The organism is Streptomyces sp. YPW6, from assembly GCF_018866325.1.
Lineage (GTDB): Bacteria > Actinomycetota > Actinomycetes > Streptomycetales > Streptomycetaceae > Streptomyces.
Genome location: NZ_CP076457.1, coordinates 1,976,482 through 1,990,647, shown reverse-complemented (window position 1 = coordinate 1,990,647; position 14,166 = coordinate 1,976,482). Strand labels below are relative to the sequence as shown.

General features: G+C 71.5%; 10 protein-coding genes. 5 read left to right on the top strand and 5 right to left on the bottom strand.

Going from position 1 to position 14,166, the window contains the following annotated elements; translation table 11 throughout:
- The first annotated feature begins 23 nt into the window (after nucleotides 1–23).
- Nucleotides 24–1,724 carry a methylmalonyl-CoA mutase gene (locus KME66_RS08550; RefSeq protein WP_073214366.1) on the top strand — a complete coding sequence of 567 codons (1,701 nt, stop codon included), beginning with the start codon at nucleotides 24–26 and terminating at the stop codon, nucleotides 1,722–1,724.
- Nucleotides 1,725–1,777: 53 nt separating this feature from the next.
- Here KME66_RS08550 and KME66_RS08545 read toward each other — a convergent pair whose 3' ends face one another.
- Nucleotides 1,778–3,679 (bottom strand): cellulase family glycosylhydrolase, encoded by a 1,902-nt coding sequence (locus KME66_RS08545; RefSeq protein WP_216320687.1) that lies wholly within the window; start codon nucleotides 3,677–3,679, stop codon nucleotides 1,778–1,780.
- Between the two features lie 80 nt (nucleotides 3,680–3,759).
- Nucleotides 3,760–4,386, bottom strand: a complete 627-nt coding sequence (locus KME66_RS08540; RefSeq protein ID WP_073214359.1) for a TetR/AcrR family transcriptional regulator — start codon at nucleotides 4,384–4,386, stop codon at nucleotides 3,760–3,762.
- Nucleotides 4,387–4,763: 377 nt separating this feature from the next.
- Between KME66_RS08540 and KME66_RS08535 the strand changes: the two genes are divergently transcribed.
- The 4 genes from KME66_RS08535 to KME66_RS08520 all read left to right on the top strand — a co-directional run bounded on the left by KME66_RS08535 (nucleotide 4,764) and on the right by KME66_RS08520 (nucleotide 9,060).
- Nucleotides 4,764–5,735: a tetratricopeptide repeat protein gene (locus tag KME66_RS08535; protein ID WP_073214356.1), complete on the top strand. Its 972-nt coding sequence runs from the start codon at nucleotides 4,764–4,766 to the stop codon at nucleotides 5,733–5,735.
- A gap of 674 nt (nucleotides 5,736–6,409) precedes the next feature.
- A complete protein-coding gene (locus KME66_RS08530) occupies nucleotides 6,410–7,063 on the top strand; it encodes a DUF6230 family protein (RefSeq protein WP_073214353.1) in 654 nt (217 codons plus the stop codon).
- Nucleotides 7,064–7,157: 94 nt separating this feature from the next.
- Nucleotides 7,158–7,724: a DUF6114 domain-containing protein gene (locus KME66_RS08525; protein ID WP_216320685.1), complete on the top strand. Its 567-nt coding sequence runs from the start codon at nucleotides 7,158–7,160 to the stop codon at nucleotides 7,722–7,724.
- Nucleotides 7,714–9,060 (top strand): hypothetical protein, encoded by a 1,347-nt coding sequence (locus KME66_RS08520; RefSeq protein ID WP_216320683.1) that lies wholly within the window; start codon nucleotides 7,714–7,716, stop codon nucleotides 9,058–9,060. The genes KME66_RS08525 and KME66_RS08520 overlap by 11 nt, the downstream gene beginning before the upstream one ends.
- A 122-nt stretch (nucleotides 9,061–9,182) precedes the next feature.
- Here the strand turns inward: KME66_RS08520 and pyk are convergent, their stop codons facing one another.
- The 3 genes from pyk to pta all read right to left on the bottom strand — a co-directional run bounded on the left by pyk (nucleotide 9,183) and on the right by pta (nucleotide 14,073).
- Complete coding sequence (pyk, locus tag KME66_RS08515; RefSeq protein ID WP_073214346.1) at nucleotides 9,183–10,613, bottom strand: pyruvate kinase; 1,431 nt, start codon at nucleotides 10,611–10,613, stop codon at nucleotides 9,183–9,185.
- 74 nt (nucleotides 10,614–10,687) lie between these two features.
- Complete coding sequence (locus KME66_RS08510) at nucleotides 10,688–11,932, bottom strand: acetate kinase (RefSeq protein ID WP_073214343.1); 1,245 nt, start codon at nucleotides 11,930–11,932, stop codon at nucleotides 10,688–10,690.
- Nucleotides 11,933–11,991: 59 nt separating this feature from the next.
- On the bottom strand, nucleotides 11,992–14,073 hold the full coding sequence (pta, locus tag KME66_RS08505) for a phosphate acetyltransferase (RefSeq protein ID WP_073214340.1): 2,082 nt from the start codon (nucleotides 14,071–14,073) through the stop codon (nucleotides 11,992–11,994).
- Nucleotides 14,074–14,166 lie beyond the last annotated feature (93 nt).

Genomic DNA, 14,166 nt, shown 5'->3' with positions numbered 1-14,166 from the left:
GGACGTCCTAGTAAATTCGAGGTATGGACGCTGACGCGATCGAGGAAGGCCGCCTCCGCTGGCAGGCCCGTTACGACAAGGCCCGCAAGCGTGACGCGGACTTCACCACGCTCTCCGGGGACCCGGTCGAGCCCGCGTACGGGCCCCGCCCCGGTGACACGTACGAGGGATTCGAGCGGATCGGCTGGCCCGGGGAGTACCCCTTCACCCGCGGACTCCACCCCACCGGCTACCGGGGCCGTACGTGGACGATCCGCCAGTTCGCCGGCTTCGGCAACGCCCGGCAGACCAACGAGCGCTACAAGATGATCCTCGCGGCGGGCGGCGGCGGCCTCAGCGTCGCCTTCGACATGCCGACGCTGATGGGCCGCGACTCCGACGACCCGCGCTCGCTCGGCGAGGTCGGCCACTGCGGGGTCGCCATCGACTCCGCCGCCGACATGGAGATCCTCTTCGGTGACATCCCCCTCGGCGACGTCACCACCTCCATGACGATCAGCGGCCCGGCCGTCCCCGTCTTCTGCATGTACCTGGTCGCCGCCGAGCGCCAGGGCGTCGATCCGGCCGTGCTCAACGGCACGCTCCAGACCGACATCTTCAAGGAGTACATCGCGCAGAAGGAGTGGCTCTTCCAGCCCGAGCCCCACCTGCGCCTCATCGGCGACCTGATGGAGCACTGCGCCTCCTCCATCCCCGCCTACAAGCCGCTCTCCGTCTCCGGCTACCACATCCGCGAGGCCGGGGCCACGGCCGCGCAGGAGCTGGCGTACACCCTGGCCGACGGCTTCGGCTACGTGGAGCTGGGCCTCTCGCGCGGCCTCGACGTCGACACCTTCGCCCCCGGCCTCTCCTTCTTCTTCGACGCCCACCTCGACTTCTTCGAGGAGATCGCCAAGTTCCGCGCCGCCCGCCGCATCTGGGCCCGCTGGATGAAGGAGACCTACGGCGCGAAGACCGACAAGGCCCAGTGGCTGCGCTTCCACACCCAGACCGCCGGGGTCTCCCTCACCGCGCAGCAGCCGTACAACAACGTCGTCCGCACCGCCGTGGAGGCGCTCTCCGCCGTCCTCGGCGGCACGAACTCGCTCCACACCAACGCCCTGGACGAGACCCTGGCGCTCCCCTCCGAGCAGGCCGCCGAGATCGCCCTGCGCACCCAGCAGGTCCTGATGGAGGAGACCGGCGTCGCCAACGTGGCCGACCCGCTGGGCGGCTCCTGGTACGTCGAGCAGCTCACCGACCGGATCGAGGCCGACGCCGAGAAGATCTTCGACCAGATCAAGGAGCGCGGCACCCGGGCCCACCCCGACGGGCAGCACCCCATCGGGCCGATGACCTCCGGCATCCTGCGCGGCATCGAGGACGGCTGGTTCACCGGCGAGATCGCCGAGTCCGCGTTCCAGTACCAGCGGGCCCTGGAGAAGGGCGACAAGCGCGTCGTCGGGGTCAACGTCCACCACGGCTCGGTCACCGGCGACCTGGAGATCCTCCGCGTCAGCCACGAGGTCGAGCGCGACCAGGTCAGCCAGCTCGGCGACCGCAAGGCCGCCCGCGACGACGCCAGGGTCACCGCCGCCCTGGACGCGATGCTCACCGCCGCCCGTGACGGCTCCAACATGATCGCGCCCATGCTCGACGCCGTACGGGCCGAGGCCACGCTCGGCGAGATCTGCGGGGCGCTGCGCGAGGAGTGGGGCGTCTACACCGAGCCGCCGGGCTTCTGACGCACCGCCGTGGCCGGGGCGGACGCGCCCGCCCCGGCCACGGCGCCGCCCGCTCAGCCGGGCAGACGGCGGCAGTACAGCGCGTCCGGGGTGCCGGCGCGGCCGATCGCCGTGGAGAAGGCGATGCCCGCCGCGTACTCGTCGGCGCGGCATTGCGCCTTGTAGTGCCCCTTCGCGTAGTCCCCGCCCTCCCCGGAGGCGGGGCGGCTGTCGCCCCGGTCGTCCCACAGGGTGCGGCCCTCGCCCGCGAGCGCCACCCGGGCCGGGGAGCACAGCACCGCCGACACCCGGTCGCCGCGCACGCTGTAGCCGGTCATGAACCGCCCCGTCGCGCACTGGTACTTGGTGAAGCCGCGGGCCCAGTCCGTGGTGACGCCGGCCTCCGAGGTCACCGTGCTCAGCGCTCCCGGAGCGCCCAGACCGGGGGCCTCGGCGTCGGTGCACAGCCCGCCCTGGCCGCGCCGGCTGATGCCGATGAGGCGCTGATCGTCCGGGCAGCTCAGCTTCCGGGCCCCGCTGTCCCAGTCGGCCGCCGCCCGCAGCGAGCGGTTGGCGTCCGCGTGGGTGGCCTTCAGCATCGACCAGGTCCGCACCGGCTCCACCACGCCCTGCCGCCCCGGCGCCGAGACCAGCGCCCGCCACGCGGTGGAACGCCAGTCGTCGGGGTCCAGGACGCTGCGCCGCCCGCCGTTCCCGTCGTAGCGGATCAGACCCCACCGGTTGCCCCGGTCGGCGTCGTGGAAGCCGACGGCGGGCCAGTAGGCGAAATCGAGATCGTGCTCGACGAAGAAGTCCACGGTGTTGGCGAACCACGCGCGGTCCCCGGCGTCCGCGTCCTTCGCCACGCCGAACTCACTGATCCACACGGGCGCGGTGAAGTGCCGGTCGGGGGTGTCGGCCACATAGGCGGAACCGCGGTGCATCTCGGCGAACAGCTCCGCGCGGCTCAGATCGCGGTAGCGCGGATCACTGGTCTCCCCGATGCCGGTCGCGCCGCTGTGCCGGGGGCCGGTGTAGCCGTAGTAGTGGGCGGCGTAGACGAGTTTGTGCGAGCGCACCAGCGTGTGCGACAGCTCCGCCACCGGCTTGAGGTGCGGGCGGTCGCGCCAGAAGCCGTCCACCGGGATGCCCGCCCAGTTGATGCCCTCGATCATGATGAGCAGGTCCGGGTTGGCGTCCTTGAGGATGCGGTCGCCCGCGCGCTGGGCGGCGGCGGCCCAGTCGTGCGCGTCGCCGCGCCCCCAGTTGGGGTCGTCCCACACGTCGCGGCGGACCTCGTTGCGCAGGTCGGCCCCGACGACACGGGGGTTGGAGCGGTAGCGCTCCGCCAGCAGCACCCAGTCCCCGATCCACTCCTCGGTGCTCTGGCCGCTGTTCCAGCGCTCGCTGCCGTCCACTCCGCAGCACCAGCGCGTCCGCGTGCTGTGGTTGTTGAGGATCACCGCGAACCCGGCGTCGGTCAGCGCGCGGACCGCCCGGTCGAAGACCTCCAGCGGGAGCAGGCCGTTCAGCTCCGGGTTGGCGGTCAGCCCGGAGACCGGCCGGGTGTCGTCGATCATCTGGTTGGAGAAAGGCAGCCGGACGCTGTTGAGCCCCAACTCCCGGAAGTCGGCGATGATCTCGCCCATCGGCATCCGGTCGAGCCCGAGCGGGGCCCGGTGGCCGACCTCACCCGCGTGGTTCTCGGCCGGGTCCTCCTCCTCCCCCCGGCCCGTCCAGGTGCCGCTGGAGCCGTGCCAGTTGCCGGACCTGAGCTTGAAGCGGCGGCCCTCGGCGTCCACGACGTACCGGCCGCGGGTGCTCAGGGGCGGCGTCCAGTCGGGCGGCGCGGCCGGTACCGGGGCGGCGACGGGGGCCGTCGGGCCGGGCCGCCCGGTGCGGGCGGAGGCGGGAGCGGGGGAGAGCAGCGCTCCGGTCAACAGGAGGACGAGCGGGGCCAGTAAGCGCGTACGCACGAGACGACTCCTCTGGTCGGAAGGATCGCCCCGAGACTAGGCGGCGCCCCTCCACACCTGAAGTGCCCCTGACATCCTTGTCACCCCGCCTGGGCCCCCGCCAGACCCAGCAGCAGCAGCGCGGTGAAGCCGCTCGCCCACTCGGCGTCGACCGGCTCCGCGCTCACCAGGGTCCGGTGCACGACCGCTCCGGCGATCACGTCGAAGATCAGGTCCGCGTTGCGGGCCGCGGCCGACGCGTCGTCCTCGTACCGCAGCTCGCCGCGGGCCTGGGCGCGCTCCCGGCCCAGCAGCACCAGCCGCTTCTGCCGGTCCACGATCGCCGAGCGGATCCGCCGGCGCAGCGAGTCGTCACGGGTGGACTCGGCGACCACCGCCATCAGCGCCGTGCGGGCCTCCGGCCGCTCCAGCAGCGCGGCGAACTGGAGCACGACGCCCTGCACATCGGCGGCGAGGCTGCCCCGGTCGGGCATCTCCAGCTCGTCGAAGAGGACCGCGACCGCGTCCACGACCAGCTCGTTCTTGCCCGCCCAGCGCCGGTAGAGAGTCGTCTTGGCCACCCCGGCCCGGGTCGCCACATCGCCCATCGTCAGCTTCGACCAGCCGAGGTCGACCAGGGAAGCCCGCGTCGCCTCAAGGATCGCGGCATCGGCCGCGGTGCTGCGCGGACGTCCCGTTCGGGTGGCTTTGGGGTCGGTGTCGCTCATGATGCGGCGACCATACCCGTCGGTAGTGAGAACGGTTGCGCTTCGGTCACCGTGAGACAGATCACCGGGATGGCCTTTTCCGGCAGGCCGATCGGCAGTTACGCTACGGGTCGTAGCGAAAGGAAGGCGGCTCGGGCCGCCCCGGACGCCACGCACGAGCGACAGCCACCGGGGCCTTCAGTGGGCCCCAGGCGCCGGGTGGGGACCCGGAGCCGCACGGACCGGCCCGGATGGGGATCCGGCAGGTCCACCAGGGTCTTTCAGGGGCCCACGGCCGCTCCGGTCCGTCCGTCCTCGCACGCCGGCGAGGACCTCGGGCCGGGCCGGTTCTCGCGCTCGCTTTTCGCGGCGGCGCGCTCTCGGGGGAGGATGTACGTATGCAGCCTAGGAACATGTCCATGAGCGGCGTTGTCGACCTCGCCGCGGTCAAGGCGGCCGGAGAGGCCAAGGCCAAGGCGGAGCAGGCCCGCGCGGAGGCCGCCCGCACCGGGGGCGGCGGCGCCGTGTCGCCCGCCGCCCTGGTGATCGACGTCGATGAAGCCGGTTTCGAGCGCGATGTCCTCCAGCGCTCCGCCGAGGTCCCCGTCGTCATCGACTTCTGGGCCGAGTGGTGCGAGCCGTGCAAGCAGCTGGGGCCCCTGCTGGAGCGCCTGGCCGCCGAGTACAACGGCCGCTTCCTGCTGGCCAAGGTCGATGTCGACGCCAACCAGATGCTGATGCAGCAGTTCGGCATCCAGGGCATTCCGGCCGTTTTCGCCGTCGTCGCCGGTCAGGCCCTCCCGCTCTTCCAGGGCGCCGCCCCCGAGGCCCAGATCCGCGAGACCCTGGACCAGCTGATCCAGGTCGGCGAGGAGCGCTTCGGCCTCACCGGGATCGCCGTGGACCCGGACGCCGGGGCGCCGGGCGCGGCTCCGGCCGAGGTGCCGGCGGGTCCGTACGACGCGCTGCTGGAGGCCGCCGCGTCCGCGCTCGACGCCAATGACTTCGGCGGCGCGGTCCAGGCGTACAAGAACGTGCTCGCCGACGACCCGGGCAACCCGGAGGCCAAGCTCGGCCTCGCCCAGGCGGAACTGCTCGGCCGCGTCCAGAGCATGGACCCGCAGGCGGTCCGCAAGGAGGCGGCGGACAACCCGGGCGATGTCGACGCCCAGATCGCCGCCGCCGATCTCGACCTCGTCGGAGGCCATGTCGAGGACGCCTTCGGCCGGCTGGTCGAGGCGGTCCGCCGCACGGCCGGCGACGACCGGAACGCCGCCCGGCTGCGCCTGCTGGAGCTGTTCGAGGTGATCGGTCCCGAGGACCCGAGGGTCACCGCCGCACGCACCGCGCTGGCGCGCGTGCTGTTCTGACCCGCTCGCGTTCCCGGACCCGGCGTGGCCCGCCGTCCGCCGGGGGCGCGCCCGATTGTGCCGATGTGACAAAGCGGCCGCACTGCCCACCGGGCGGCGCGGCCGTTTTGTCGTTCCGGCGCCGCAGATGGGCGCGACAAGCCTTCGCTTTACCAAATCTTGACAAAGGCGCAAGCTGTTACTCGTAGTAAGTCGGCCGGGCTGTTCTGTCCCGTTTCCGGGAAGTTTCCCGCCATTCCGATGTCCCTTTCGTGCCACCCTGCGTCGCCGTTCGGTGCCGCCCTGTCGTCCTGTGGTTATCGGGCCGTTACTAGCGAGTAACGATCCCCCTTGTGCGAGGGCCGTGAATGGACCACGATCGGCCACGCTCGGTCCCATACCTTCCGCCCGGTCTCCAGCCGGTGTCCGAGGGGCTGTTGGGTCCCCACCGAGTGGGTCGGCGGCAGAGGCGCCGACCGCGGACAGGGGGGTTCCCGCTCACCAGTGGGGCCTGTCCGACCGGCCGTGCGGAACGTACGGCCAGTGGTTGTCGCTCGGGGGTGAACGCCGGTGGATCGGATGCGGGACACGTCTCCGATACGGGCGCTCTCCTTCCCGAGGACGTAGCACTTCTCCCATCCCAGGACGGGCACGACGCCCGGCCGGAGATGTACGTCCGAGAAGAAGGAGCAAGTATGAGTTCCCAGGTTCGCGGTGGGACGAGATGGAAGCGGTTCGCTCTGGTCATGGTGCCGAGCGTCGCCGCGACGGCCGCGGTGGGCATAGGCCTGGCCCAGGGTGCGCTGGCGGCGTCGTTCAGCGTTTCCGGCCAGAGCTTCAAGGTCAGCACCGACCGTCTTGAGGGCGAGAACTTCGTCCAGTACGGCAGCGTCGCGGTCGGCAAGGACATCGAGGGCGAGAAGGACCAGGCGCACGCCGTCGCGGTGTCGGGCTTCAGCGACGCCACGATCACCAACATGTGCCAGTCGGTCGTCACGCCGAAGGTGCCCTTCCTCGGCAACGTCAGCCTCATGCTGAACGCCGGCACGAACCCGAAGAAGCCGGTCGTCGCGACCAACCTCTACCTGGACGTCGCGGAGCTCGACGCCGACGCCGAGTTCGAGAACATCGACATCGGTGTCGCGGCCGGAGCGCTGAAGAAGAAGGACAAGCCGGGCAGCATCGGCATCCAGCCGGGCACCCAGGCGAAGCAGGGTGGTTTCGCGCAGCGCGCCGACAAGGCCGTGCTGACCGACGTGAAGCAGACGGCGTGGGCGACCACGGCCGGCACCTTCAAGCTCAGCGACCTGAAGCTGAGACTGCACACGGGCGTCAAGGAGTGCTTCTAGGCACTCGCCCGGGTGGCCGGAAAACCCCGGCGGGTCTTCCGGCCACCCACCCCTTCTCCTTCACGGCAGTACCGGTTCCAGGGAGCTGTTTTCCATGAGCCCCGAATCCACAGGGCAGAACGAGCACTACCTCCGCGTCGCCCGGCGACGCTTCCGCGCCTGGCGGGGCGACCGGCCGTTCTGGGCGGGTCTGTTCACCATCCTCGGCGGTGCGCCCATCGCCTACTTCCCCTACGCCGACCTGCACCTCGGCAACATGACGCTGACGATGTCCACCACCGCCGGCGCCGGTTCCCTGATCATCGGGGTTCTGCTGATCACGCTGGGTCTGACGATGTGGTTCCACCACATCGTCCGGGTCTTCGCCGGTATCGCGACGATCCTGCTCGCGCTGATCTCCATACCCGTGGCCAACATCGGCGGCTTCCTCATCGGGTTCCTCTTCGCGCTCATCGGCGGAGCCCTGTCCATTTCCTGGGCGCCGGGCCGCCCGGAGGACCAGGAGGCGTCGGCCGAGGAGCGGACCGTACCCTCGCCCGAGCAGCCGTACGAGGAGCGCCCCGGGGCCGAGCTCCAGGGGGCGGCTGCCGTGCCGCAGCAGCAGAACGCCGAGTTCGACCCGGCGTCCGATGCCGACGGCGGGAGGCATCGTGCGGGGTGACGACGGGCAGCAGACGAACACCTACGCGGACGACGGCTTCCGCGAGCGCAAGGGTCCTCGCCACGCGGCGCCCCGCAAGTCGCTGCTGACCAAGCTCCACCTGCCCAGCGGCAAGAAGGCGCTGGCGCTCGCGGCGATGCCGACGGCGGTCTTCGTGGGGATGGGCCTGACGCCCAAGCTCGCCCTGGCCGACGAGAGCGGCGACATCCCCTTCGCGCCGGGACCGTGCGTCACCCGGTCCGACGAGCCGAGCGAGAGCGCGTCGCCGACGCCGGCCCCGTCCGCCACCGGGAAGGGCGGCGCGTCCGGCGAGGACGGCACCGCGACCCCGAAACCCTCGGCCAGCGGTTCCGCGGCCGACCCGGCGAAGGACGCGGCGGGCGACACGACGCCGGACGCGGACCGCTCGGCGCGTTCCGCCGAGGACGAGCCCGTCCAGGAGAAGTCCGTCGAGGAGAAGTCCGCCGAGGAACCCTCCGCGACCCCGACGCCCACCAGGTCGAAGAACCCCCTCGACCCGCTCGGCCTCGGTGACGCCCTCAAGGACCTCTTCGACGGCCCGGACGACGACGAAGCCGAGCCCGAGGAGCCGGCCGCCCCGTCCCCGAGCCCCACCACCGAGGCCCCCGAGCCGTCCGTGAAGCCGCAGGACACGGCGAAGGAGCAGCCGAAGGACCCGGCCGAGGGCGCGGCCGACAAGGCGCAGGAGACGTCCGACAGGACGGCCGACGCCATCCGCGAGGCGGCCGAGAAGGCCGGCCAGGACGTCGAGGAGCTCGACGAGGACGCCAAGGGACTCGACCCCAAGAAGGACGAGGACATCCCCGACGGCGCCAAGCCCCGCTTCCCGTGCCCCGAGGCCGACCCGGAGGCCCTCGCCGCGGCCGAACTGGAGCAGGGCATCCCGCTGCTGCCCAACGAACCGTGGATCCTGGAGTCGACGCTGCTCACCCTCGTCGGCCTCGACTACCACGGCATCGTCGAGGTGAAGAAGGCGGACGGCAGCATCAAGAAGGTGCTGAAGTTCACGGCCGACTCCATCGACATCAAGGACCTGCACCAGCTGACCGTCGGCCCCGCGGGCACGACCGGCCACGTGAAGTCGCGCCCCGGCTCCACGTCGACGATCCGCGACGGCCAGGTGACGATGTACACGGAGGAGCTGAAGGGCAACCTCTTCGGCCTCATCCCGATCACGTTCAGCCCGCAGAGCCCGCCGCCGCTGAACGTCCCCTTCGCCTTCTTCTCCAAGGTGAGGGTGGTTCAGGCAGGCCAGTTCGGCGGCACGCTCACCGTGCCCGGACTGAAGAACTACCTGGAGGCCGGCCAGGGCTAGAGGGTGTCCTCACCGCCCAGCCCCGCCTCCCCCCTGAGCCCGTCCGGGAGCCGCACGACGCCGTGGGCCGCACTCCTGACCAGGAGTGCGGCCCACGGCGTCGTGCGCGGGGCGGATGCGGGTCAGTCCCGCTCGCCGCCGCCCAGGTGGTGCACCCGGACCATGTTGGTGGTGCCGGGGATGCCGGGGGGCGAGCCGGCGGTGATGATCATCGTGTCGCCGTCGCTGTAGCGGTTCAGCTTGAGCAGCTCCGCGTCGACCAGGTCGACCATCGCGTCGGTGTTGTCCACGTGCGGGACGATGTACGACTCGACGCCCCAGCTCAGCGCGAGCTGGTTGCGGGTGTTCTCGTCCGTGGTGAAGGCCAGGATCGGCTGGGCCGTGCGGTAGCGGGAGAGGCGGCGGGCGGTGTCGCCGGACTGGGTGAAGGCGACCAGTGCCTTGCCGTTGAGGAAGTCCGCGATCTCGCAGGCCGCACGGGCCACCGAACCGCCCTGCGTACGGGGCTTCTTGCCCTGGACCAGCGGCTGGAGGCCCTTGGAGAGCAGCTCCTCCTCGGCGGCGCAGACGATCTTCGACATCGTCTTGACCGTCTCGATCGGGTACGCGCCGACCGAGGACTCGGCGGACAGCATGACCGCGTCCGCGCCGTCCAGGATCGCGTTGGCGACGTCGGACGCCTCGGCGCGGGTCGGCCGCGAGTTGGTGATCATCGACTCCATCATCTGGGTCGCCACGATCACCGGCTTGGCGTTGCGGCGGCACAGCTCGATGAGGCGCTTCTGCACCATCGGGACCTTCTCCAGCGGGTACTCCACCGCCAGGTCGCCCCGGGCCACCATCACACCGTCGAACGCCATGACGACGCCCTCCATGTGCTCGACCGCCTGCGGCTTCTCCACCTTGGCGATGACGGGGACCCGGCGGCCCTCCTCGTCCATCACCTTGTGCACGTCCTTGACGTCGTTCGCGTCCCGGACGAAGGAGAGGGCGACCAGGTCGCAGCCCATCCGCAGGGCGAAGCGCAGGTCCTCGACGTCCTTCTCGGACAGGGCCGGGACGTTGACCGCCGCACCGGGCAGGTTGATGCCCTTGTGGTCGGAGATGACACCGCCCTCGATGACGATGGTCTTCACCCGGGGGCCCTCGACCGCGACGACCTTCAGCTCGACGTTGCCGTCGTTGATCAGGATCGGGTCGCCCTTGACGACATCGCCGGGCAGCCCCTTGTAGGTGGTGCCGCAGATCGACTTGTCGCCGGGGACGTCCTCGGAGGTGATGGTGAACTCGTCCCCGCGGACCAGTTCGACCGGACCCTCGGCGAACTTCGCCAGCCGGATCTTCGGGCCCTGGAGGTCGGCGAGCACGCCCACCGCGCGGCCGGTCTCGGCGGCCGCCTGGCGGACGCGGTCGTAACGGCCCTGGTGTTCCTCGTGGGAGCCGTGGCTGAAGTTGAAACGGGCCACGCTCATGCCGGCCTCGATCAGAGCGACGAGCTGCTCGTGCGAGTCGACGGCGGGACCGAGGGTGCAGACGATTTTGGAACGGCGCATGAGGCGGATCCTATCGGTTTGTTTCGCTGCGGAATATTCCGTCTGGTGGAAGATACAAAGGGGCGCGGGGGTGCTCAGTTGTCGACCTGTCCGGCGTCCTGCCCGGCCTCCCCCGGGGCGACGAGCGCGAAGGTCTGTCCGGCGATCTCCAGCTCCTCGTCCGTCGGCACCACGGCGACCGCCACCCGGGCGTACTCCGGCGAGATCAACCGCGGCTCACCGGACCGCACGGAGTTGAGCGAGGCGTCCACCGCCATGCCCAGCTCCTCCAGGCCCGTGATGGCAGCTTCCCGCACCGGCGCCGCGTTCTCCCCGACCCCCGCCGTGAACGCCACCGCGTCCACCCGCCCGAGCACCGCCGTGTAGGCGCCGATGTACTTCTTCAGCCGGTGGATGTAGACGTCGAAGGCCAGCGCCGCCCGCTCGTCGCCCTCGTCGATCCGGCGGCGGATCACCCGCATGTCGTTGTCGCCGCACAGGCCGACGAGCCCGCTCCGCTTGTTCAGCAGGACGTCGATCTCGTCGGCCGACATGCCCGCCACCCGCTTCAGGTGGAAGGTGACCGCCGGATCGATGTCCCCGGAGCGCGTACCCATCACGAGCCCCTCCAAGGGTGTCAGCCCCATCGAGGTCTCCACGCACCGCCCGCCCGCGACCGCCGAGGCCGACGCCCCGTTGCCCAGGTGCAGCACGATGACGTTCACCTCCTCGGGGGTCTTCCCCAGCAGCTCGGCCGTCTTCCGCGAGACGTACGCGTGCGATGTGCCGTGGAAGCCGTAGCGGCGGATCCGGTGCGCGTCGGCGGTCTCCACGTCGATCGCGTAGCGTGCGGCCGCCTCCGGCATCGTCGTGTGGAACGCGGTGTCGAACACCGCGACCTGCGGGAGGTCCGGCCGCAGCGCCCGCGCCGTCCGGATGCCGGTGATGTTCGCCGGGTTATGCAGCGGGGCGACCGGGACGAGCCGCTCGATCTCCTCCAGCACCTCGTCCGTGATCACCGTCGGCGCGCTGAAGCGCAGCCCGCCGTGCACCACCCGGTGGCCGACCGCGGCGAGTTCGGGGGAGTCCAGGCCGAGCCCGTCCGCCGCCAGCTCCTCGGCCGCCGCCTTCAGCGCCGCGTCGTGGTCCGCGATCCGGCCGGTACGCTCCCGGGGCTCGGCGCCGCCGCCGGTCAGCGGCGTGTGCACCAGACGCGAGGACTCCTCCCCGATCCGCTCGACCAGACCCGAGGCGAGCCGCGAGCGGTCGCGCATGTCGAGCAGCTGGTACTTCACCGATGAGGAGCCGGAGTTGAGGACGAGGACGCGATGCGGTTCCACAGGGGCTGCCGTGCTTTCGTGATCGGGGGAGGGGCCGGACGCGGGGGCGGGCGGCGGGGTCATGCGGGGCGCTCCTGGCTCTGCGCCTGGATCGCCGTGATCGCCACCGTGTTGACGATGTCCTGGACGAGCGCGCCGCGCGAGAGGTCGTTGACGGGTTTGCGCAGGCCCTGGAGGACCGGCCCGACCGCCACCGCACCCGCCGAGCGCTGCACGGCCTTGTAGGTGTTGTTGCCGGTGTTGAGGTCCGGGAAGATCAGCACGGTCGCCTGCCCGGCCACCTCCGAATCCGGCAGCTTCGTCGCCGCGACGGACGGCTCGACCGCCGCGTCGTACTGGATCGGCCCCTCCACCCGCAGCTCCGGCCGTGAGGCCCGCACCCGCTCGGTCGCCTCGCGCACCTTGTCCACGTCCGCGCCGGAGCCCGAGGTCCCGGTGGAGTACGACAGCATCGCCACGCGCGGCTCCACGCCGAAGCGGGCCGCCGTGACCGCCGACTGCACCGCGATGTCCGCGAGCTGCTCGGCGTCCGGGTCCGGGTTGACCGCGCAGTCGCCGTACACGAGGACCTTGTCGGCCAGGCACATGAAGAAGACCGAGGAGACGATCGACGCGTCCGGCTTCGTCTTGATGATCTCGAACGCCGGGCGGATCGTGGCGGCCGTGGAGTGCACCGACCCCGACACCATCCCGTCGGCCAGCCCCTCCTGGACCATCAGCGTGCCGAAGTAGTTCACGTCCGCCACCACGTCGTACGCCAGCTCCACCGTCACCCCCCGGTGCGCGCGCAGCTGCGCGTACCGTTCGGCGAAGGTCTGCCGCAGCTCCGAGGTGTGCGGGTCGATCAGCTGGGTCTCGGTCAGGTCGATGCCGAGGTCGGCCGCCTTCTTGCGGATCACGTCCACGTCGCCGAGGAGTGTGAGGTCGCAGACGTCCCGGCGCAGCAGCACGTCGGCGGCGCGCAGCACCCGCTCCTCGGTGCCCTCCGGCAGTACCACCCGCTTGCGGTCGGAGCGGGCCTGCTCCAGCAGCTCGTGCTCGAACATCATCGGCGTGACCCGGCCGCTGCGGGCGACCGAGAGCCGCTCCAGCAGGGCGCCGGTGTCCACGTGCCGCTCGAAGAGGCCGAGCGCGGTCTCCGCCTTGCGGGGCGTGGCCGCGTTCAACTTCCCTTCCAGGGTGAAGAGTTCCGCGGCCGTGGGGAACGATCCGCCGGCCACCGACACGACCGGGGTCCCCGGTGCGAGCCGGGCGGCCAGCGTGAGTATCTCCTCGCCGGGACGCTCGTCCAGGGTCAGCACGATGCCCGCGATGGGCGGGGTCCCCGCGCTGTGCGCGGCCAGCGCCCCCACCACCAGGTCCGAGCGGTCCCCGGGTGTCACCAGCATGCAGCCGGGCGTCAGCGCGCTCAGCAGGTTCGGCAGCATCGCCCCGCCGAAGACGAAGTCCAGGGCGTCGCGCGCCAGCCCCGAGTCGTCGCCGAGCAGCACCGTGCCGTTCAGCGCGGCGGTGACCTGGGCGACCGTCGGGGCGGAGAGCGCGGGGTCGTCCGGCAGCACGGAGACGGGTACCGGCAGCCGGGCCGCCAGCCGCTCGGCTATCACCGCCCGGTCCTTCGGGGCGACCCGGTTCACCACCATCGCCAGCACGTCGCAGCCCAGGCCCGCGTAGGCGCGGTAGGCGTTGCGGGTCTCGGCGCGCACGGACTCCGCCGGCTGCCCCCGGCCCGCGACGACCGGGATCACCGACGCGCCGAACTCGTTGGCCAGACGCGCGTTGAGCGCGAGCTCGTCCGGGAGCTGGGTGCCGACGAAGTCGCTGCCGAGGACGAGGACCACCTCGTACTCCCGGGCCACCCGGTGGAACCGGTCGACGAGGAGCGAGACCAGCTCGTCCGTGCCCTTCTCGGCCTGCACGGCGGACGCCTCGTGGTAGTCGAGGCCGTAGACCGACGCGGGACTCTGGGAGAGCCGGTAGCGGGCCCGCAGCAGCTCGTAGAGCCGGTCGGGGCCGTCGTGGACCAGCGGGCGGAAGACCCCGACCCGGTCCACCTGACGCGTCAGAAGCTCCATGACTCCCAGCTCGACGACCTGGCGGCCGTCCCCCCGCTCGATCCCGGTCACATACACGCTCCGCGCCACGCGTGCTCTCCCGTCCCTGTTCGACGCCGCGACCCGCGGGGCGTGGGGACCTGCGGTGCTGCCCCCGTGCCCGCCCGTCCTTCCGACGGGTCC